Here is a 19,292-nt window from a genome sequence, read left to right on the forward strand (position 1 = left end):
GGATTGTGGGCTCGGCTAAAAAGCGGTTTCGATGCGGACGCCGAGCATGTGACGACGTGTTTTCTGCCGGCGCCGGGATCGGCGCCGATCTGGCCGGCGCAGGGATATCTGCGGCTGTGGCTCGCCGAGGGTTTCCTCGCGAAGGCGCGCAGCTGGGGGAACGACCGTTTCCCGGTGCTGCATGCCGGCGCTTCGCTGGCGTTCGGCGCCGGTGCGCCGGTCGCGTTCACGACGTTCTCGCGGCCGGCCGCCGCCTGGGCGGTGCCCGGCGACCAGTTCGACTTCCCCATCACCCCGCTGCTGCCGTTCAACGGCGGCACCGTGGAGATCGAGGCGGCGGTCTACCAGGCGGTCCAGACGGGTCCGCTGGGCACGGCCGCCTCGTTCGTCGCCGGGTTCGCCGAGCTGCTCGGGCCGCCGCTGGCGACCGCGGCGTCGGTGGCGAACGCCATCTCCACCGGCCTCGACTCGCTGATCGGCGCGTCCGGTGACGAACCGGTCCTCAGCGTCCACTATTCGATGATCAGCCCCGGTGGCGGCGGCCAGCCGGTGCAGGCGGGCCATCTCGCCGTCGTGAACGCCCCGCCGGGTTCGCTGCCCGGCGAGCTGACGATCGGCGCCGACGGCCGACTCGCCGTCCGCGGCGGCCCGGCCGCCGGTGCCGGCGGGCCAGGCGGTTCCGGCGGCACGGGCGGTCCCGGCGGCGGGGAGCGCCGGCTTACCGGGGTCGACTACCTCGTCGTGCGGGTCGAGACCCGCACCGAGCACGACGTCTGGCTGTCGCCGGCGATGATGACGCTGATCGGTCAGGCCCGGCTGGCACGGGCGCACGGGCGGCCGGGTGCCTTCGCCGACTACCGTGCCGAGGCCGTCACCCTGGCCTGGACGTCCGCCGACTACGTCGAGTCCGACCGCCCCCGGATCGCCGCCGCGATCGCCGCCGCCCTGGACGCCGGCCCCGAACAGGCCGCCTTCGGAGATCCGGAGGCCACCGTCACCGACGAGGTGATCGCCCTGCTGCCCGCCCGCGACGACCCCGCCCTCGCCGGCCTCACCCTCGCCGACCTGCTCGCCCGCTGACGGCGACCGCAGCGGTCCCAGGCGCGTCGTACCCCGCGCGCCGAGGCGCCCTCAGCGCAGGAACAGCAGGACGTCGTCACCGGGGCGCGCATCGTCGACGGCAATGGTGCCCATGGCGCCCGGCCCGCTCTCGGACGCTGCCGGTTCTCCTGTGACACCGGATGTCTCGCCGTCGCGGGAGACCTCGTCGTAGATCAGGTCCTTGACCCGGCGGGCGGCGTAGACCGGTGCCAGGAGCCGGCCGTCGCGGCCGAGCCCGTCCCGCATCCCGAGGACTACCGTCTCCTGCACAGCCGCGCCGACCGCGGCCGCGAGCTCGTCGGGCAGGGGCGGAATCACGAGCACCGCCCCGGCCCCCGCGTCGAGCGCGGCGATGGCCAGGTCGACGAAGCCGGCCCGGTCCTCGCCCAGCGGCGCCGCCGCGCCGTCCACCGGATCCGCCTGCAGCACGGCGAGGGGGATGCCGCTGACATCGAGATCCTCGATCCCCAGCAGGGTCTCCTCTCCCGCGGCGGACGGGTTGGGCCCGTCGTCGCTGACCCGCAGCCGCATGCCGGACATGGTGTGCACGGGGGTACCGATCGCCTGCACGATGACGGTCGAGGCAGGTCGGGCGTCGTCGGGCCGCAGGTGACGCGGGCCGCGGTATGTCTGCGCCGGCCCCGGGTCGGCGGGCCAGTCGGCGACCGGCGGGTACCTCCCGGACCCGAAGCGCGCAAAGACGATCGTTCGGGCGGACGCCGGCGGTGCGGCAGCGGCGAGCCGCCGTTCCCAGTCCTCGCCCCGCGCCTCGTCCTCGACCTCGAGCGGAATCACCCACAGGCTTCGACGCTCCCGCGCCGGCCGGCGGCGCCGGCGCACGAACGTCACCCGCTGCTCGTCGAAGCGCCACAGCGGCCGGACGCGCAGGACGCGGTCGATCAGGCGCCGCGGACTGAGGACCGACCGGTGCCAGATCAGCATGCCGATGCTGAACACCGGCTCCCACCGGCCCGGGGGCGCGGAGATGTTCTCGCATCGGCCGTCCCGGACCCGGATCGGCGGGCCGACCCGCAGGCGGAGACGGTCCGGCGGGACGCCGCCGGCGTTGCGATGCCGGCGTCCACGCGAGCCGCTGCGCCCCGGGAACAGCGACGCAAGCACCTCCGGGAGGCTGCCGGCGGCCCAGGCGGACAGGGTCGCCACCGACGCCAGTACGAGGATGATGCCGGGGAGCAGGACGGCGGGCAGCGCCACGTTCCCGTCCCACCAGGAGGTGCCCTCCCCCGTCCCGACCGTGCGCCCGGACCGCGAGAACACGAGGATCAGTGCAGCCACGGCCACGACCAGGAGCACCGCCGCGACCACCCCCACCGCCACCTGCGTTCGTCGCCGGGGACGTCGGCGCGGCGCCGGTTCGGCTGGACGCCGAGGGACGGCCGCCACGACGGGCTCGGGATCGTCGGCCCGGTCGTCCGGGACGGCAGCGGGGAACTGGGCGACCGGCGGCCGAAGCCAGGGGGGCGGCGGCACCACGGCGACGGACAGTTCGGGCGGCGGGAGCGGTCGCGTCGTGTCCGCCGGGAGGCTCGCGGGTCGGCGCCCCCACGGAGCCGACCCCGGTTTCGGCGCGTCCTGCACCAGCTCCAGGCGTTCGAGCCAGCCGGGCCAGGCGACGAGCCGCGACGAGAACGGCGGGGCCGTTTCCGGGTTGGGGGGCTGCCCGGCGCGTTGGCGCAGACGGGCGCCGAGCATGGCCGCGGCCTGAGCGCCGAACTCGTCGCCGGCGTCCCGCAGCCGGTCCGCCACGGAACGCGGCACGAGATCGGACGGATGTTCCAGCAGTGCGGCGGCGTGTGCGGGCAGCCGCGGAGCGAGGACCTCGGCGACCGCCATCGCCGCGCGGGCGCCGGCCAGCGGCGCCAGCGCGGACATCTCCCGGTCCACCGGGTCGCCGCCCGAAGACGGCTGGCGGGCGCGCCGGGACGAGGCGCTCGGGCGTCGCGGGTCACGAAGCAGCGCGGCACCGCGCAGCCGCGCCTGCGGGTCGGTGAGGCGGTCAAGCTCCCGGGGGTCGGCGGCGGTCGACCTGGCCGGGCCCAGGGTCAGCGTCCGCCACTCGAGGCGGTCCACCACGCTCGTCCCCGGTGGTGGGCCCGGTTCGTCGGCCGACGGCGGAGCCGGGAGGACGACCGGCGAACCCGGCTGCGCTCCGCGGGTCAGCGACTCGTGATCCTGGCAGCGCCACCAGGCGTGCCAGCTACCCGCCTCCGCGGGACTGTCCGGCCGTTGCCCGTTGACCAGGGCCAGAACCAGCCACGCCTCGGCCCGCACCGGTGGGGAGCCCGCCCGCGCGAGTTGGCGGATCGACGGGCTGAACTCGGTGGTCCGGTAGCGGCGACACAGCGCCAGCAGCGCCAGCTCGCACTGCTCGACGGCGGCGAGGTCGTCGCCGTCCGTCCGGGCCGCCTCGCGGTACCCGGCGATGATCTCGGCGGCCCGGTGCGGCTCGTCGAGCAGCGCCCACGCGTCGGCGACCTCGACAGCGAGCGGGCGGACCTGACGGTGCAACCAGCTCGTCGGATGCCTCCCGGCCACATACCCGAGATGATCGGTGAAACGTTCGAGCTTGCCGCGGCGGATCACGTGGTGGTCGAGGGTGAGGTGGACGGCTGCGGCGACGCGCCGCTCGGCGTCGACGTCCCCGGTGCGCCGAAGGATCTCGTCGAGCCAGCCTGCGGACAGGTCGGGCGGCCGGGCCGGTGGAACCCCGCGGGCGCGCAGCAGCAGCACGGCGAGATGGGCGCGGTCGACCAGCCCGGGGGGCGCCACCCAGTCGGCCCACGGCCGGGCGGCCGCCGGCTCGAACCGCTCGATCGCCCCGAGCAGTCGGGCCGGCGACGGGCCCGCCGCGGCGGGCAGGCGTAACGCCAGGATGGTCTCGACGAGCTCGGTGACGAGCGCAACCGCCGGATCGTCTGCTCCCGGCGCGCCACGTGCGGCGCCGAGTAGATCGTCGGCCTCCCGCCGGATGAACTGCCCCGCCGCAGCGAGACGGCCCGACCGGCCCCTGAAGATGTCCGTCCCGAACTCCACGGTGACGCGAACGGAGCCCGCCACCACCCCGCCCGCGGCAGACAGACCGCCGGTCCCGGCGAGGCTGACACCGGACCGGTCCCCGCCGCCTGGGCCGACGTAGGGCAGGGCACCCTCCGCGAGGGCCTCTGCGGCGGCGAGCAGCGACCCGGCCGGAACATCGTCGAGAGCGAGCCCGCCGAGAGACTCGCGGGAGTCCGCGGGTCGGGTCGGCCAGAGATCGGCCGGCCGGGGAGTGCCCGGCCAGGGACGGAATGACCGGGAATCCGACGGCCGGGGCGGCTTCGCCACGCGCCCGTACGCCCAAGTCGCGACCGAGATCGATGAGGCCGTCGTCGATACGCCCGCGCCGAACGGCGCGAACGTGCTCCCGCCCGAGGCGAGCAGCCCGAGCACAGCCCTGGCGCGCAGCACGCCACCGTGCTCGGCGAGGGGATGGCGGGGCGCGTGGTCGAGCACCCCGGCCCACAGGGCCTGGGCCGCGACGTGATCCCCGGCGTGGATGCGGGCGGCGGCCTGGGTAGCGAGGATCGCCGCCAGGATCGTCGGGTTGGACGGAAGCGGGGGCGGCTCGGGTGGGCGTGGTGTCGGGGATGCCTCCGTTCCTTCGGCGCGCAGGCGTTCGACGCCGGCGGCGCGCACGCAGACCTGGGCTGCCCAGCCCCATTCGCCGGACACGACGATCCGCTCCTCCAGATCGGCCCAGAAGTAGGCGGCGTCGGCGACCGGAAGGAGCCGCACCGCGGTCTCCACGGCCTCGGCGGTGACGGCCGCCAGCGGGCCGGCGGTGACCAGCGCGGCCGCGTCCCGGCCGAGCCGGGCCCGGTCGAGCGGGTAGCGGTCGGGCTCGGCGGCCACGGCGACCCGGATACGCTCGCGCAGGTGCTCGTCGACCTCGATCACCAGCGGCTCGCCCCGCGGGCCCAGCGCACGGACATGGGTCCACTCCTGGGCGGCGAGACCGTCGAAGGCGGCCCGCGGGTCGAGACCGGCGCGGCGCAGCGCGGGGCTGATCATGCCGAGGTCGAAGCGGCCGAGCTCGGCGGCGATGGCGAGAGCGCCGCGGGCGTCGTCGTCGGCGAGGCGGGCGATGATGCGCCGTTCCACCAGCGGGTCGCCGGCGGCGCGCAGCACGGCCGGGTCGAGCTCGGGCTCGCGGGCGATCCACTCCCGGTAGGCGGCGAGCTCGAACGGGTTGTAGCGGACCTCGCCCGCCGGCGTGGGCGGCATGCGGGCCCGTTCCAGCAGCGCGGCGCGCAGCGCGCCGCCGGGCGGCGTGGGCTGCAGTCCGCCCAGGCGACCGGGCAGGACGGTCGCCTGGGCGGAGTCCAGATCCATGTCGTCGAGCCCGGCGTCCACGTCGGTTCGCGGTGCGTCGAGGTAGCGGTGGGCCTCGGCGGCGGTGAAACCGGCGACCGGGACCACCCGGACGTAGTCGCGGACCAGCAGGACCGGCCCGGCGGCGCGTTGCCCGTCGTCCGGCGGGGGGACGAGCGGGCGGCGACCGGCGAGGACGACCCGGACGCCCGGGAGCTCGGCGTGCAGCCGTTCCAGCAGGTCGAAGGTGCGGTCGATGGCCGGGGCCGCGGTGCCCGGGGCGTACAGCTTGGCGAGTTCCTCGCAGGTGTCGAGCACGAGGACGACGCGCGGTCGGCCCAGTTCCCGCAGCACCCGGGCGAACGTGCGGACGACCTCGTCGAACAGGGCCCGGATCGTCTGCGCGGCGGCGGCCCGCAGCGCGCCCGCGGTCGACCGGACCGGGCCGTGGTCCGGGTAGATCGCCGAGCCGTAGACCTGCTCCGCGGGCGGGGGCTCGGGGCCGGCGCGGCCGAGCTGCTCGTGCAGGGCGTTCGCCGCGTCGCGGAAGCGCCGGTACGAGCGGTACCAGCCGCGGCTGGCCCCGTAGCCGGCGAGCTCGTCGGCGAGCGCGAGCAGCACCTCCGCGGGCCGATGCTCGGGATAGCGGGGATCGAGATGGTCGAAGTCGACGCGCGCGACCGGGAACGGCGCGATGCCCCGCGCGGCCGCGTACCCGCCCGAGGCGAGGTAGCGCAGGACCATCGTCTTGCCGATGCCGCCCGCGCCGAGCAGGTGCACCGCCCACGGGGTGTCCGGCCCGTCGTCGGCGAGGAGCTCGCCGAGCGCGTCCTCGGCCTCGGCCCGGTTCTGGTAGTCGCGCAGGTATTCGGCGTCCTGGGCGTCGCGGTGGGCGCGGTCGAGCCGCCAGCCGGCCCGGCGGGCCGCCTCGGCGAGCGTGCCCCCGCAGATCGCGCCGATCGTCCGCGCCGCGGCGACGAGACGGGCCGCGGCGGCCAGCCCGGCAGCCGGCTCGAACCGGACGCCGGGCCGGGGCGGAGGATCACGCCGGGACTGGTCGTCGCGCCGAAGCGGGTCGTCGCGCCGGGGCAGGTCGTAGGGAGCCGGGCGGCCGCCGGGGCCGGGTCCGGCGGCGGTGACGAGGCTGTCGACCCGTTGGAACAGGCTGGACCCGGAGTGGTCGCGGCGGTGCTGGACGGCGACCTCCAGCCAGGGCGCGAACTCGCGGGCGAGCTCCCCCGCGGACGCCTCGATCGCCTCCGTGATCACCTCGCTGAGAGCGTCTACTTCGGCGTCGACGTCGAGACCGAGGCCGCGCAGGTGGCGGCCGACCTCGTCGCGCCGGGACGCCCGCAGCCAGAACACCTGCCGGATCGTCCGACGCGGGCCCAGGGCACGCCGCCGCTCGATCAGACCGGCCTCGTCGAGCTGCGCGAGCAGCGCCGCCAACTCGTCGGCGGGGACGAGGCCGAACAGGACGGCGGTGGTGTCCGTCCACTCGGGCACGAGCGCCAGCCGGCACAGCCGGGTCGGCTCGAACGCCGCCAGGGTGGCCAAGCGCGCCCGCGCCAGCAACGCGCCGACATCCGGCGGCGGGCCCTCGGCGGGGTCGGCGCCACGGCCGGTCGACCCGGCGGGGCGTCCGGGCGGCGGCGACCTCACCGGAACTGCTCCTCGTACGCCCGCATGGCGCCCTCGTCGTCGGCGGCGACGAAGGTTTCGAGCGTCGTGAGAATCTCGGCGAGCAGGTACAGGTCCTTGCGGACAGCGGTGGGTATGCCGTTCAAGTGCGCGAGGCTTTCTTCGATTTTCACCCGTGACGCGTTCCGCGCGGCCGTGTAGACGAACGGATACTCCGCTTGCCACGGGTGGAGGAGCACCCACTGATAGCCCAGTATGGCGCTCGCCCGGGACATCCGGGCCAGCTCCGGGAAAACGAAGCCGGGCTGCCCGGCCTGCCTGTCCCGGAACTGCTTCAGAAACACCCCCTCATCCTCCAGCAGGGAGGCGGTGACGACCACGGGGATCGGCCGGTCCGGGCTGCCCAGCCCGTCGCGGCGGATCATCGCCAGCAGCGGCCGCAGCCCGCCGACCCACCGGTGCACCTCGTCGCCGAGCACGACCACCCGCGTAGCCGCGCCGAACGGCTCACCGGCGGCGACGGCCGCGTCGGCGAGTGCGGTCAGGTCGCGGGCGAGGCGGTGGCGCAGCCCCGGTCCGCGCAGCGGGGCCGTCCCGGCGGCGAACTCCGCGACCGCGTCGCCCAGCAGGTCGAACCGATCCTCGGCGCCGACGCCGCGCAACGCCTGCGGGCTGACGGTGGCCGCGAGCCGCAAGCCGGGATCGGCGTCGAGGACCGTCAGCGGCGGCGGGTCGATCCTCAGCACCTCGGCGATCTCAATTGCCTTCTCGAGGATCTGGCTGACGACCGCGCGCAGGTCCGGCGGCGCGGCACCGTCGCCGAAGGGGCCGACGAGCAGCGGCAGATGCCCCGTCCGCAGCAGACGCAGCCCGACCTCGCGCAGCAGGCGGCTGCCGCCCAGGCCGCTGATCGGCCCCTCGGCGACCGCGGCGACGAACCCGGGGCAGGTCTCGGCCGCCGGGGCGGCCAGCGCGTCGGTCGCGGCGAGCACCGTGTCGTGGCCGATGAACACCGGCGCTCGGCGCAGCCCCAGGATTTCGGCGGCCCGGCGCAGTCCGAGCACCGGCGCCGGGTCGACCACCCGCAGGTCCGGGGGCACGTTCTCGGCGAGGACGAGCGTCGGCATCGCCCAGTCGAGATACCGGCTCGGCGGGTCACCGCGCAGCAGCGCCGCCCGCCGGCCGGCCGCGGCGGCGTCGACCACCGACGCGCCCTGCTGCACCGCCCGCACGAACCGGCGGGTGAACATCCGGCTCGCCTGCTCGCTGACCTCGCCGGACATCGCGACGACGATCGGCACGCCGCGCAGGGCGAGCTCGGCCGCGAGCGACCGGCCGGCGGCCCGCGACGCGTCCGCAGGCGCGTCGGCGTTCCCGGCCGGCCTGCCGCCGGTGCCCACGCCCGTTCCCCCACCCGCGCCTGCCCACTCACCCCAGGCCGCGCCGGGGCCGCCCGCATCTGCGCCGCCGGGGCGGGCGCTGCCGCAGGCGCTCAGGATGACCGCCGCCGGCATCCCTGCGGGGCCGCGCAGCGCGAGCGCCAGGGTCTCGCCGTCGACGTGGCGGAACCCGTCCGGTTCGCCGGGGTCGGCGACGCGCAGGACCGCGCGGTTCTCCTCGACGTCGCCGTGCGCGACCAGGTGGACGATGTCCGGGGCGAACAGCGCGCACGCCTCGCCGAGGTCGGCCAGCGTCGCGTTCGTCATCGCCCGCGAGACACACAGGCCCTCCGCCTCGAAGGTCCGCACCAGACCCATGAACATCGCCCCCGGGCGGATCACCGCGTCGTCGAGGGCGGCGCCGGAGACGAACAGCACCCTCGGCACCCGCCGGATCGTCGCCGGGGCCGGAGTCGCGGCGGGCACCACCCGGGTGACGGCGACGAGCACTCGGCGATGCCCGGCGAGCGGCGCCTCCCCGTCGTGCATCGCCTCCCACACCAGGCCCGCCAGCGCCACGTCGTCCGCCGGCCAGCGCAACGCGAGCTCCACCCCCTGCGCGGCGCGCACCGCGGGCGCGGCGAGCAGGCGCTGCCACACCGGTGCGAGCAGGCATTCGAACAGCCACCGGCCGTACAGCTCGGCGTCGCCGTCGCGCAGGTCCCGGCCGGCGATCCGGGCCAGCAGGCCGCAGATCGCGTCCGGGTCACCGGCGCACACCGCCGCCAGCTCCGGGTCCGTTCCGCCCGGCCCGAACGACGGGCTCACACCGGGTTCGGGCCGCGGCGGGGGCATCCGGTCGCCCGAACGGTAGATCTGGCTCGGATGGTGGAACTGACCGGGAGGACGATCCTGATGCGCGCCCGGCCGCAACCCCGCCCCCCGACCATGCCAAAAACCTGGATGGGGCGACCTCGGACCAGACCACGGCTCCGCAGCGAGCTGCGCCCCCGGCACGAGGCCGGGGCCGGGCAGCGGGTCCGGCGCGGCGGCCGCGGCGGGCTCAGCAGGCGGCCCCGGCGGGTCCGTGCGCCCGGCCGGCACCCGCCGCGGCAGCCCGTCGACGTCGGTGACCAGCACCGCCGCCATCCCGTACCCCGCGGTGATCCCCGCGCCCCGCACCCGCACGGTCCATCCGTCCCCACGGTCCTCGACGTCGACGAGGACCCGGGGGATCCTCACCAGCCCCCGGCCCGGGTCGACGCGTCCATGGCCGTCACGCACGCACCTCCGACCGGGAATCCGCCGCCCGCCGGGCTCCCGGGCGACGCGGCGGATCCCCGGGCGTCAGTTCACCTCGCCGGAATCCCGTCATCGTCAACGAACCTTCATCGACGCCGCGCCGCCCGCCCCTGTCACGCCGGCTGGCATCCCGGCATCGGCGGACAGCTCGGCATCGGCGGACACGGCCTCGCCGTGGGCGAGCAGCCACGTGGTCAGGCCGGTGGCGAGGGCGTCGACGTCACCGGGCGGGGGCGCGGGGGCGAGCACTCCCGGCTCGCCGCAGGTGCGCAGCAGTGCGGCGAGCCGGCGGTGCAGGCCGTCGAGCTGCCCGTCGGCGGCGACGAGGTGCGCGGCGACGCCGGCCTGCACGGCCAGGCGCGCGGCTGGGCGGGACCTGCGGGCGTGTGGGCTGATCGGCACCGGGTCGCTGCGCAGGGCCCTCGCCCAGCTCGCGATCCGACCGCCGGGGGCGAACCAGGCCGGGTCGACGCCGGCGGCGGCGAGCAGCGTGGTGGCGCCTACCGGCAGGGTGAGCAGGGCCTCGGCGACGGCGGGCACGACGGCCAGGTGCCGGCGAAGCTCGGCCGCGGCCGGCCCGGCGGCGCCCGTCTCCGCCAGCCATGCCTCGGCCTGCGCGACCGAGGTCAGCACGCCCGCCGGAGTAGCAGCCGGCGATGCAGGGGCGGCGGGAGCAGGGACGGCCGTCGTGGCGACCACGGGGGCTGGATGCCGCGCGGCGGGGCCCTCGCCGCGGACGCGGCGGACGAGCTCGCCGAGCAGCGCGCGGCGGACCAGCGGCGGCGGGTACGGGTGGCCGGGTGGGGACAGCGCGGCGAGACGGGTGGGCGCGGCGTGTTCGAGCTCGTCGACGGCCCACGCCGCCGCATCGGCGATCATGACGGCGGAGAAGGCGTCGGCGAAGACCTCCGCCTGCCAGCCCGACCACTGCGCGGCGAGCTCCGCGTCCCCGCCCGGAGCGGCGCGCACCGCGCGGTCCAGCTCGGCGCGGGTCCGGTCGGGCAGGCCCGGCAGCAGGTCCCGCTGGACGTGATGGCCGGTCTCGTGGGCCGCCGGCGCCAGCCACCACGCCTGGCGCGTCGCCCACTCCGGCAGGGCGATCACCGGGATCGGCAGCTCGCGCAGCAGGGCGCGGACGGCCTCGTCCACCGCGTCGGTGCGGGCCGGCGGCCGCAGCGGCGTCGGCACGCTCGACCGGGTGACGGCAAAGGCGTTGAAACGCGGGTCGACGTAGGCAAGCGGACCGGTCGGCGCCGCCAGCCGCAACGCGGCGAACGGCTGCGACCAGCACGAACGGACGAGTTCGTCGGCGGCCAGCAGAATCGGGCCCAGCCGCTCGTCGCACCGCTGGTCATAGCGTTCGCGGTACCAGTCGAACGTGCGCCGCACGACGGTCAGCATCGTTTCCACGGACCGGCATCCGTCGTAGCTCGGGCCGCTGTCGCCCAGCTCCCGCAGGGAATCGACCCTGCCGGCCAGGGCGGCGAGCATCCGGCCCAGCACCCCGTCGAGTATCCGGAAATGATTTCCAAACCGGATGAAACGGTCGTCTCCGCGGCGGGCGTCCAGCCATCCGGAGATATCCCGGTGCGCCTGCAGCACCGCCCCCGCGGCCCGGTCGATCCGCTGGCGGGACCGATCGGAGCCGAGATCCACCCCCATGTCGGCAAGAGTACCGAGTCGACCACAATGCGTCTTGCCTGGGTTGTTCGTCAGCCCCATTCAGCGGCGGAAAGCGTCGACCCGACTGCGCTGTCGCAAACGGGCCGGCCGCGCACGTTCGATGGCGCGGCGGCGGGTAGGCGGCGTTAGTGTCATCTGTTATGAGAGCCGTGGGAGTGGTCGAGTTCGGCGGGCCGGAGGCCCTGCGCATCGTGGACGTACCCGAGCGGCATGCCGGGCCGGGCGAGGTCCGGATCCGGTCCGCCGCCGCCACCGTGAGTCCGACGGACACCTTCACCCGCAGTGGCGAGCGGGCGAAATGGCTGTCCAAATGGGCGCCGCCGTACGTGCCGGGGATGGACGTCGCCGGCGTCCTCGACGAGATCGGCGAGGGGGTGTCGACCGATCTCGCGATCGGTGACCACGTGATGGCGATCGTCGTCCCCGCCGGGTCGAACGGCGGCTACGCCGAACAGGTGGTGGTGCCGGCCGAGTCCGTCGCCCGGGTTCCCGCGGGCGTCGGAGACGTGGCCGCGTCGACACTGCCGATGAACGGGCTCACCGCGCGGCTGGCGCTCGACCTGCTGGGCCTCACCCCCGGCCAGACGCTGGCGGTGACGGGGGCGGCCGGCTGCTTCGGCGGCTACACCGTCCAGCTCGCCAAGGCCGACGGGCTGCGCGTCGTCGCCGACGCCGCCGAGGCGGACACCGAGCTCGTCCGCGGGCTCGGCGCCGACATCGTGGTGCGCCGTGGCGACGACGTTGCGCAGCGGATCCGGGCGGCGGTGCCCGGTGGGGTGGACGGGCTGGCGGACGGCTCGATCCAGAACGACGCCCTGCTCGGCGCGATCCGCGACGGCGGCGGGTTCGCCGCCGTCCGCCCGTTCGTCGGCGAGACCGAGCGCGGCATCACGATCCATCAGGTGTGGGTGCGCTCCTACGCGCGCGAGCAGGCCAAGCTCGACCGGTTGCGCCAGCTCGTCGAGGAGGGCGCCGTCACCCTGCGGGTGGCGAAGGCGATCCCGGTCGAGCAGGCCGCCGAGGCCCACCGCATCCTGGAGAAGGGCGGCACCCGCGGCCGACTCGTGCTGACCTGGTGAGCTGACCTGGTGAACCGCGGGTCCGGCGCGAAACCGCCGGACCCCGTCCGGCCCGCCTTCTTCGGTGCCACTCTCGGATGACGCCGAACCTTTCCCGGACGACGCCGAGCTGCCGCGACGGCGGTTCGGCACACCGGAGGTGGCGGCCATTTCGAGGTAGGGTCGGGTCGAACCGCACACCGGCGGCCGGGCGCCGTCGGTGTGGCGCCTGCTGGAGAACCAGCGAGGCAGGCGGCGAGCCCGGCCGCGTTCCGCTCGCCGGCCGCCGGGACACCGACAGGGCGATTTCCCCCGTATCACACCGGGTGGACTACGACCCAATCGCCACCCACGCCCAAGCCTGCCGGCGGCCACGTCGCCTCGACATCCCCTTCCCACACGCAACGGCGGCGGCACTGTTAGCCAATTCTCGCCCGTCAACAAAACAGACCATCTTTGATCGATGCCAATTGCGCGGAACTCTCGTAGGCTGGGTGCGCACAGACGAGGCGTCAGCAGTGTCGCCGCAGGTGAGCGGACCTGGGCCTGAGCCTCTCCGCCCACGGCGAAAGAAGCCCGCCGACGGCCGGCCCGGCATAACGGTGCGTAATCACCGACCGGACACGGCGTTCCCGTTTCCGGCGGCGCGGAAGCCGCCGATCAGGCGCAACGAATTCGCGGGCGGCCGCAACGACTCGTTGCACTCTGTCGCAAATACGCCCAGCACGGTGTGATGTGTCCACCGGCGGACGCGCAGCCCGCTTCCCAGCTACCGAGGCGAGGAGGACACCTGATGATGTCGACGGGATCCTCCTCCTGGGATGTCGGATTCCGCCGAGGGTGGCTGCCCCGCCCGCACTCGATCACCCACTGCGATGGGCGGATCGCCGCGCGGGTCTTCATGGGCGGTGAGGCACACCGGGAGAGGGCCACGGGCACCGCACACATGGGTCCTCTCCCGGACCCTGCCCGCACACCGGGCACCACCACCGAGCGCGCACACCGGGTCTGCGTACGCCGGTCCTCCGCCGGCACGGGCCCGACCACCACATCTCCCACCCCCGCATCGGGCACCCGATGGGCCGCGTGCGGTCCCCGGTGGGCCGTTGCCGCGGGCGGACTGGCCAGGACGGGAGACGAACCCATGGACGGGCGGGTGGGCCAGGGCGACTGTACGGGCAGGACCGCGGTGGAACCGCCGCTGCGCTGGCGGCGGCCGGCCTGCGCCCCCGGGCTGAAGTTCGCCAGCCAGCATGGCGACGTGGTCATCCGGTACCGCTACGCCGGACGGATCCGCGAGGTCCGGATCCCCGTCACGCTGTGGGCCCCGTTCGTCCACGACGTCCGCGCCGGCGTGTTCGACCGGCTGACCCCGCACGACGGACCCCTCGGCTGGACGTCCTGGGGAGCCGGCAGCGGCCAGGTCGCCCGGGGCCTGCCGGACGAGGTGATCCTCCGGTTCCTCCACATCGGGACCACGCGGGAGAACCGGCTGCCGCAGACGATCTGGGACCAGATCCTGGTGGCCGTCCGCGCCCACGCCATCGACGACCTTGACGCCGGCGTGGACGAGGCGGCCACCGCCCGACGCCCGACCGGCTTCCGGACCATGCACGGCAGCGCCCTCCCGCTGGCCCGCCAGCGGGAGGGCGGCGCCGAGCGGGTCCGCGGCACGCCACCGCGCCCCCACCACAGCCAACCCGCCCGCTAGCCGGCCCGCCGCGGTCCGCGGAGGGCGGACCGCGGCGGGCCCGGGAGACGGCCGCGCGGGCCGGACCGGCACCGGTCCCACCGCGTCGGACCTGCGGGCTGCCCGCCGCACCCCTCACGGCGGGCAGCCCGCCAGATCCCCGCACCGGATGCAACATCCCCTCAGACCGGCTGCCCGCCGACATCCCAGCGCCAGCGTCAGACCCCCCGGTTCCCCCACCGGCGAGCGGTCCGCCATGGCGCCCACCGGCGGGCAGCCACCCTTCCCCACCGCCCCGACGACCCTGTCCCTGACACCCCCCGTCCCCCGAACACCCCCGTCCCCCGAACACCCCCGTCCCCCGAACACCCCCGTCCCCCGACGGACCCCGTCCCCTGACCACTCCCCCACCGGCGGCGGCCGTCGCGTCACCCCCATCCGCCAGGGGCGCCGGCGGATGCGCGGCGCCGCCGCCGGACCACCATCCACCGGGGTCCGCCGTGCCCGACGGCGGACCCCGGTGGATGCCGCCGGATTCGTGGGGCGTTGCCCGGCGGCGCGCGCAATCCGGCCACCGGCCGGTTACCCGTGGGCCGCGCCGATACTGGTCCGAGCCCGGCGCGGCCGGAGCCCGGCGGGCGGAACGACAGGGGGCCGAACGTGGCGTTGACCGGTGGCCCGGCGGGTCACGGGACCGCGACGGCCGGGGAAACCAGGGCGGCCGAGGCGGTCCGCATCGACCTGGTCGGCGTCGGAAAGCGTTACGACGGCGAGGCGACCGGCGTCACGGCGCTCGCGGACGTCACCCTGCGGGTCGGTGCGCGCTGCCTGCTGGTGATCCTGGGGCCGTCGGGCTGCGGCAAGACGACGCTGCTCAACCTGATCGGCACGCTGGACACCCCCACCACCGGCACGGTGCGGCTGGAGGGCGTCGACGTCACCCGCGCATCCCGACGCACCCGGCGGGAGGTCCGCCGCCGGGCGGTCAGCTTCGTGTTCCAGTCGTTCAACCTCTTCCCGGCGCTCACCGCCCGGGAGAACATCCGCTTCGGCGCGGACGTCGCCGGGCGGGACCGGGCCGGCGAGGTCACCGACGAGGTGCTCGTCGGGGTCGGGCTCGCCGAGCGCGCCTCGCACTTTCCGCACCAGCTCTCCGGCGGGGAGCAGCAGCGGGTGGCGATCGCCCGCGCCATCGCCACCGGCAACCCGGTCCTGCTGGCCGACGAGCCGACCGGCGAGCTGGACCTCACCACCGGCGTGCGCATCCTGGAGCTGCTGCGTGGCCAGTCCGCACAAGGAGGGACCGTCCTCGTCGTCACCCACAACCGGGAGATCGCCCGGATCGCGGACCGGGTGGTCGAGCTGTCCGGCGGGCGGATCGTCCACGACGGGCCGCCGCCCGGCGGCCGGGTGCCCGTGGCCGAGCTGCGCTGGTGACCGGGTAGTCGGGCGCGCGGACGGATGGCATCGCCTGGACTGTGGTGGCGCTGGTCGCTGCGCGAGCTGCGCCACCGGCTGCTGCTCGTGCTCGCGATCGCGGTGATGATCGGCCTGGGCACCGGGCTCTACGCCGGCCTGACCAGCTCCTCGCACTGGCGGCGGCAGTCCTACGACGCCAGCTTCGCCCGGTTGAACGTCCACGACCTGCGCGTCGCCGTCGGCGCCGGGGCCACGGTGGCGCAGGGGCGGCTGGCGGCGGTCGTCCGGTCGCTGCCGGCCGCGGCGGCCGTCACCGCCGACGCCGAACGGCTGGTGCTGCCGACCGAGATCGACGCCTCCCGCCCCGGGCACACCGTGCTCTCCCGCGGCGAGCTGGTCGGCATCGACCTGACCGCCCGGCCGCCGGTCGACGCGGTGTCGGTGGCCCGGGGGCGCGGGCTCGTCCCCGCCGACGCCGGGCGCGACGTCGGCGTCCTGGACCGCACCTTCGCCCGCGCGAACCATCTCCCGCCGACCGGCACCGTGCGGACCAGCGGCGGCGGCGAGGTGCGCTACGTCGGGCAGGGGCAGTCGCCGGAGTACTTCCTCCTGCCCGGGGAGCAGCCGGGCCTGGTCACCCAGTCCGGCTTCGGGGTGCTCTACACGTCGCTGCCGACCGCGCAGCGGCTCACCGGGCAGCCCGGCGCCGTCAACGACCTGGTGCTCACCCTGCGGCCGGGCACCGACACCGGCGCGTTCGCCGCCGAGCTGTCCCGGGCCCTGACCGCGGCGCTGCCGGGCACCAGCGTGACGGTGACCGACCGGGACGACATCCAGACCCGCCAGATCCTCTACGACGCGGTGGACAGCGATCAGCGGCTGTGGGACGTGCTGGCCGTCCTCGTCCTGGTCGGGGCGGTGTTCGCCGCGTTCAACCTGGTCGGACGGGTCGTCGACGCGCAGCGCCGGGAGATCGGCATCGGGATGGCGCTCGGGGTGGCGCCGCGCCGGCTCGCGCTGCGCCCGCTGCTGCTGGGCGCCCAGGTCGGGGTCCTCGGCGTGGTCGCCGGCGTCGTGGTGGGCCTCGTCGTCGGCGCCGCGATGGGCGCACTGCTGCGCGGGGTGTGGCCGCTGCCGGTGTGGCACACGAACTTCCAGGTCGGGGTGTTCGCCCGGGCGGCGGCGGTGGGTCTGGTCCTGCCGGTGCTCGCCGCGCTGCCGCCGGTCTGGCGGGCGGTGCGGGTGGAGCCGGTGCGGGCGATCCGGGCGACCGCCGTGGCCGCCGGGTCGGGGCCGGGAGTCCGGCTGTTCGGCCGGATCCGGCTGCCGGGGGGCAGCCTCGCCCAGATGCCGCTGCGCAACCTGGCGCGGGCGCCGCGCCGGCTGCTGCTCACCGCCGTCGCGATCGCCGCGGTGATCACCGCCCTGGTGGTGTTCACCGGCGAGCTGGACACGTTCACCCGCACCACCGACCGGGCCGAGGCGGACCTGACGACCAGCGCCCCCGACCGGCTGCGGGTGATGCTGCCCCGGGTCGAACCGGTGAACTCACCGACGGTGACCGCCGTGCGCCGCTCCCCCGCCGTCGCCGCGACCGACCCGACGCTGGCGCTGCCGGGCCGCATCTCCGCCGCCGCCCGTCCCGGCGCCGGGTCCGGAGCCGGCGGGTCTGGGACGGCCGCGCCCATCGACGTGCTCACCTACATCCTCGACATCGGGCACGGGCTGTGGTCGCCCTCCGTCGTCGCCGGCTCCCCCACCGGCGGCCTGCTGATCGCCGAGAAGGCCGCCCACGACCTGGGCGTCCACCCCGGCGACACGATCACGCTGCGCCATCCGCAGCGGGTCGGCACCGGCTACCGGACCGTCGACACGCCGCTGCGGGTCGCCGGCATCCACGGCTTCCCGGTGCGCTCGGTGGTGTTCCTCGACAACGCCGACGCCGGCGCGTTCCGGCTCGGCGGCACGACGAACGTGCTGGTCGTGCAGCCGGTGCCCGGGTACGGGCGCGACGCGGCCACCCGGACGCTGGCCGCCGTCCCGGGGGTGGCCTCGGTGGTGTCGGCGACGGCGAGCATCGAGGAGATCCGGGCCCTGCTGCGCAGCTTCGTCGGGATCCTGCGGATCGGCGAGGTGGTGGTGCTCCTGCTGGCCGTGCTCATCGCCTACAACGCGATGAGCATCGCCGTCGACGAGCGGCGCCGCGAGCACGCGACGATGCTCGCCTACGGCCTGTCCACCCGCACCGTGCTCGGCCTGACCGTCGCCGAGAGCGCGGTCATGGGTCTGGTCGGCACACTGCTGGGGATCGCGGCCGGGTACTGGGCACTGCGCTACACCGTCGAGGTGCTGCTCGCCGAGACGGTGCCCGACCTCGGCGTGCAGGCGATCCTGTCGGGACGCACCCTGGCCGTCGTCCTGCTGCTCGGCGTCGGCGCGGTGGCGGTCGCGCCGCTGGCGGCGGCCCGCCGGGTCCGCCGGATGGACGTCCCCTCAACCCTTCGGGTCATCGAGTAACCGCCCCGCAGGCCGGGACCGTCAGGATGAGGACCGGCGGGTGACGGCGGGGATGTGCGATGAGGCTGCGTTGGTTGATGGTGTTGGGGCGGGACGTGGTCGGCGCGCTGCGCGGCCACGACCTCGCGCTGCTCGCGGCGGGCGTCACCTACTACGCGGCGATCGCGATCGTTCCCGGGGTGCTGGTGGCCGTCAACCTGCTCGGTCTGCTGCTGGGCCGGCCCCGCACGGCGGAGCTCGGCCGTTCCCTGGCCGACGCGCTGCCGGGCGGCCTCGGCGCCCCGGCGGTCGTGCTCGCCGCGTTCGACGCGGCGCTGACGATGTCGCCGCTGGTCGTCGTGGCCGCCGCGGTGCCCGCCTCGTTCTACGGCGAGGGCCTGCGGCGGGCCTTCGTCCGGCTCGCCGGAACGACCGAGGGCCTCGTCGGGTGGCGGGGCCGCCTGGGCATCCTGCCGTTGCTCGCCGCGGCCCCGGTGCTGCTGTTACCGGTGCTGCTCGTGACGCCGAGTCTCGCGCGGCTGTTCGCCGAGCGCGGCGTGTCGGCGGGGCTGGGTGTGGTCGTCGCGTTCACGGTCGACTGGCTGGTGCTGACCGCGACACTGATGATCGTCTACCGGGTGGTGGGGCCGGGCCGGCCGGGCTGGGCGGCGACGCTGTGGGCGGCGGCGGCGACCGGGTCGTTCGTCGCCGGCTTCGTGCAGGGGTTCGTGCTGTTCCTGTCGTTCCACCTGGACCTCGGTTTGCCCTTCGGTGGTTTCCGCGCCATCGGCGGGGCCGTCGCGGTCGGCTTCTGGCTGTTCCTGCTGCACCTGATCGTCCTCGTCGGCTACGGCCTCGCGCTGCGCCTCGACGAACGCGGCGGCGTGCCGTGGGCGGACGTGCACCCGGCGCGGCGGCATCCGCGAGGCGCCGGCGGCCACGCCGATCCTGGCTGAATCTCCACCGACGGCGGCCGGTCAGGCCTGAAGCTCTTCGCTGCGGATCGGTGGACCTGCCACCGACAGCCCCCCGACCCGACCCGACGATTGTGCCGGGCTTCATGGGGCTTGGTCCGTGGGACGATGAGCCGGTGACGCTCGATGGTGGCGCGTCTGGGGCTGGTGCTGCCCGCTTCGTGACCGGCACGCGCGC

9 protein-coding genes are annotated in these 19,292 nt (G+C 75.7%); 6 read left to right on the forward strand and 3 right to left on the reverse strand.

Going from position 1 to position 19,292, the window contains the following annotated elements; all coding sequences use genetic code 11:
• Positions 1–48: 48 nt before the first annotated feature.
• Positions 49–1,080, forward strand: coding sequence for a hypothetical protein (locus FRAQA3DRAFT_RS15710; protein ID WP_232291628.1), 1,032 nt, complete (start codon positions 49–51; stop codon positions 1,078–1,080).
• Positions 1,081–1,131: 51 nt separating this feature from the next.
• On the opposite strand, the gene FRAQA3DRAFT_RS36080 is transcribed toward FRAQA3DRAFT_RS15710, so the two are convergent.
• From FRAQA3DRAFT_RS36080 to FRAQA3DRAFT_RS15725, 3 genes are all read right to left on the reverse strand, one after another.
• Positions 1,132–7,134 carry a hypothetical protein gene (locus tag FRAQA3DRAFT_RS36080; RefSeq protein WP_009740017.1) on the reverse strand — a complete coding sequence of 2,001 codons (6,003 nt, stop codon included), beginning with the start codon at positions 7,132–7,134 and terminating at the stop codon, positions 1,132–1,134.
• On the reverse strand, positions 7,131–9,776 hold the full coding sequence (locus FRAQA3DRAFT_RS15720) for a CHAT domain-containing protein (protein ID WP_009740018.1): 2,646 nt from the start codon (positions 9,774–9,776) through the stop codon (positions 7,131–7,133). Before FRAQA3DRAFT_RS15720 ends, FRAQA3DRAFT_RS36080 begins: the two co-directional genes overlap by 4 nt.
• A 93-nt stretch (positions 9,777–9,869) precedes the next feature.
• Positions 9,870–11,456 (reverse strand): hypothetical protein, encoded by a 1,587-nt coding sequence (locus tag FRAQA3DRAFT_RS15725; RefSeq protein WP_009740019.1) that lies wholly within the window; start codon positions 11,454–11,456, stop codon positions 9,870–9,872.
• Between the two features lie 161 nt (positions 11,457–11,617).
• On the opposite strand from FRAQA3DRAFT_RS15725, the gene FRAQA3DRAFT_RS15730 reads away from it, so the two are divergent.
• The 5 genes from FRAQA3DRAFT_RS15730 to FRAQA3DRAFT_RS15750 all read left to right on the forward strand — a co-directional run bounded on the left by FRAQA3DRAFT_RS15730 (position 11,618) and on the right by FRAQA3DRAFT_RS15750 (position 19,096).
• Positions 11,618–12,556 (forward strand): NADP-dependent oxidoreductase, encoded by a 939-nt coding sequence (locus FRAQA3DRAFT_RS15730; protein ID WP_035921045.1) that lies wholly within the window; start codon positions 11,618–11,620, stop codon positions 12,554–12,556.
• A 1,123-nt stretch (positions 12,557–13,679) separates the two neighbouring features.
• Positions 13,680–14,246, forward strand: coding sequence for a hypothetical protein (locus FRAQA3DRAFT_RS15735; RefSeq protein ID WP_035921046.1), 567 nt, complete (start codon positions 13,680–13,682; stop codon positions 14,244–14,246).
• A gap of 639 nt (positions 14,247–14,885) precedes the next feature.
• Entirely contained in the window at positions 14,886–15,662 is a 777-nt protein-coding gene (locus tag FRAQA3DRAFT_RS15740; protein WP_009740022.1) for an ABC transporter ATP-binding protein, read from the forward strand.
• A 24-nt stretch (positions 15,663–15,686) separates the two neighbouring features.
• A complete protein-coding gene (locus FRAQA3DRAFT_RS15745; RefSeq protein ID WP_009740023.1) occupies positions 15,687–18,161 on the forward strand; it encodes an ABC transporter permease in 2,475 nt (824 codons plus the stop codon).
• A 59-nt stretch (positions 18,162–18,220) separates the two neighbouring features.
• Positions 18,221–19,096 carry a YhjD/YihY/BrkB family envelope integrity protein gene (locus FRAQA3DRAFT_RS15750; RefSeq protein ID WP_232291629.1) on the forward strand — a complete coding sequence of 292 codons (876 nt, stop codon included), beginning with the start codon at positions 18,221–18,223 and terminating at the stop codon, positions 19,094–19,096.
• Positions 19,097–19,292: the final 196 nt, after the last annotated feature.

It is taken from the genome of Frankia sp. QA3, from assembly GCF_000262465.1.
Taxonomy (GTDB): Bacteria; Actinomycetota; Actinomycetes; order Frankiales; family Frankiaceae; genus Frankia.

Excerpts from the sequence above, each read along its gene's own strand:
- FRAQA3DRAFT_RS15725 (WP_009740019.1), bottom strand. The coding sequence starts at position 11,456 with ATGGGGGTGGATCTCGGCTCCGATCGGTCCCGCCAGCGGATCGACCGG.
- FRAQA3DRAFT_RS15730 (WP_035921045.1), top strand. The coding sequence starts at position 11,618 with ATGAGAGCCGTGGGAGTGGTCGAGTTCGGCGGGCCGGAGGCCCTGCGC.
- FRAQA3DRAFT_RS15735 (WP_035921046.1), top strand. The coding sequence starts at position 13,680 with ATGGACGGGCGGGTGGGCCAGGGCGACTGTACGGGCAGGACCGCGGTG.
- FRAQA3DRAFT_RS15745 (WP_009740023.1), top strand. The coding sequence starts at position 15,687 with ATGGCATCGCCTGGACTGTGGTGGCGCTGGTCGCTGCGCGAGCTGCGC.
- FRAQA3DRAFT_RS15750 (WP_232291629.1), top strand. The coding sequence starts at position 18,221 with ATGAGGCTGCGTTGGTTGATGGTGTTGGGGCGGGACGTGGTCGGCGCG.